The sequence below is a fragment of the Streptomyces sp. NPDC127197 genome, from assembly GCF_042672405.1.
Taxonomy (GTDB): domain Bacteria; phylum Actinomycetota; class Actinomycetes; order Streptomycetales; family Streptomycetaceae; genus Streptomyces; species Streptomyces flavusporus.
The window spans coordinates 1-1868 of sequence record NZ_JBHXVG010000132.1 but is presented as its reverse complement, the minus strand read 5'-3'; the positions used below and the strand labels follow the sequence as shown (position 1 = coordinate 1868).

Sequence of the window (1868 nt, the reverse complement as noted above, 5' to 3'; positions counted from 1 at the left end):
CCCATGCAGGAGGCGTTCGCCCGGCATGACGCGTTCCAGTGCGGCTACTGCACCCCGGGCCAGATCATGTCGGCGGTCTCGCTCATCGCCGAGGGACGCGCGAACTCGGAGGAAGAGATCCGTGAGTTCATGAGCGGCAACATCTGCCGCTGTGGCGCCTATCCGAACATTCGCGCAGCGATCCGCGACGTTGCGGCGGGGGGTTGATCCATGCGTCCCTTCGACTACGTTCGGGCCACCGACACCGAGCAGGCCGTCGCCGTGGTCAGCGCCGATCCGCACGCGTCGTTCCTGGCCGGCGGCACGACGCAGCTGGACCTGATGAAGGACGGGGTCCTCGGACCGGAGCGGCTCATCGACATCACCCGCCTCCCCCTCGGCGGCATCACGCACACCGGCACGACCGTCCGCGTGGGGGCGCTCACGACGATGGAGGAGCTGGCCGCCGATCCCGTCGTCGGCGAGCGGCTGCCCTTCGTGCGAGAGGCCCTGCTGCTCGGCGCCTCGACCCAGCTGCGCAACATGGCCACCATCGGCGGCAACCTGCTGCAGCGGGCCCGGTGCCGGTACTTCAGAGACCCCACCGTCGCTGCCTGCAACAAGCGCGACCCGGGCTCGGGGTGTGCCGCCATCGCGGGCATCCAGCGGATGCACGCCATCCTGGGCACCAGTGACCACTGCATCGCCCTGCACGCCTCGGACGTCGCGGTTCCGCTGGTGGCGCTGGACGCGGTCGTCCACGTCCGGGGCGCGGACGGGACACGGCCGATCCCCCTGACCCAGTTCTACCTGCCGCCGGGCGACACACCCCATATCGAGAACGTGCTGCAACACGGCGAGCTGATCACTGCGGTCGAGATCCCGCTGCTCCCCGAGACCGCGCGGTCGCACTACCTGAAGGTCCGCGACCGTGTCTCCTACGAGTTCGCGCTGGCCTCGGCCGGCGTGGCTCTGGTGATCGAGGACGGTCTCGTTCAGGAGGCGCGCGTGGCGCTGGGCGGGGTCGGCACCGTCCCCTGGCGCGCGTGGGACGCGGAGGACGTCCTGCGTGGCGCCCGCGCGGGCGCCGACTCCTTCCGCGCGGCGGCAGAAGCGGCACTGGAGGGTGCCAGGCCGCTGCCGGGCACCGCGTTCAAGGTCGAGTTGGCCAAGCGCACCCTCGTGCGCACTCTCGAGACCGTTGCAGGAGCAGCGTCATGACCACTCTCGAAACCGGCACGGTCGTCGGTGCGGGCCTGGACCGCGTGGACGCTCCGCTGAAGGTGACCGGATCGGCGCAGTACCCCAACGATTTCTCCCTCCCCGGTATGGTGCACGCCGCCCTGGTGGGCAGCACCATCGCCGCGGGGCGCATCCGCAGCATCGATGTGACCAGGGCCTGGGCGGCGCCGGGCGTGCTGGCCGTCGTGACGCATCGGAACGCGCCGAAGCTGGAACGCGGCCCGATGACCCTGCTGGGCGGCTCGCCTCCGGCTCCGCTGCAGGACGACCGCATCCTGCACTACGGGCAGCACATCGGCATCGTGGTGGCCGAGAGCGCCGAGCAGGCCCGGCACGCCGCACGGCTGGTACGCGTCGAGTACGAGCCGGCCGAGGCCCTGCTCGACGTGAACGATCCCCGCGCCGAGATCGTCGAGAACCCCTGGGGGCTGGACACCGAGCGCGGTGACCTCACCGCCGGATTCGCCCGGGCGGACGTCGTCGTCGACGAGGCCTACACCACCCCCGACAACACCAACAACCCGCTCGGCCTGATGGCCACCGTCGCGTCCTGGCACGGCGATTCGCTCACGGTCCACGACTCCACGCAGTGGCCGCACAACGTCCGCACCTCGCTCGCCACGATTTTCAAGGTCCCCGAGAGCGGC

General features: G+C 70.8%; 3 protein-coding genes. All 3 read left to right on the top strand.

Annotation, left to right across the window (positions count from 1 at the left end; genetic code table 11):
* On the top strand, positions 1-207 hold a 207-nt coding region (locus ACFVJQ_RS45905; RefSeq protein ID WP_385791954.1), incomplete at its 5' end, for a (2Fe-2S)-binding protein.
* A gap of 3 nt (positions 208-210) precedes the next feature.
* Positions 211-1200: an FAD binding domain-containing protein gene (locus ACFVJQ_RS45900; protein ID WP_385791952.1), complete on the top strand. Its 990-nt coding sequence runs from the start codon at positions 211-213 to the stop codon at positions 1198-1200.
* A partial coding sequence (locus ACFVJQ_RS45895) for a xanthine dehydrogenase family protein molybdopterin-binding subunit (protein ID WP_385791950.1) occupies positions 1197-1868 on the top strand: 672 nt, incomplete at its 3' end. The genes ACFVJQ_RS45900 and ACFVJQ_RS45895, both read left to right, overlap by 4 nt.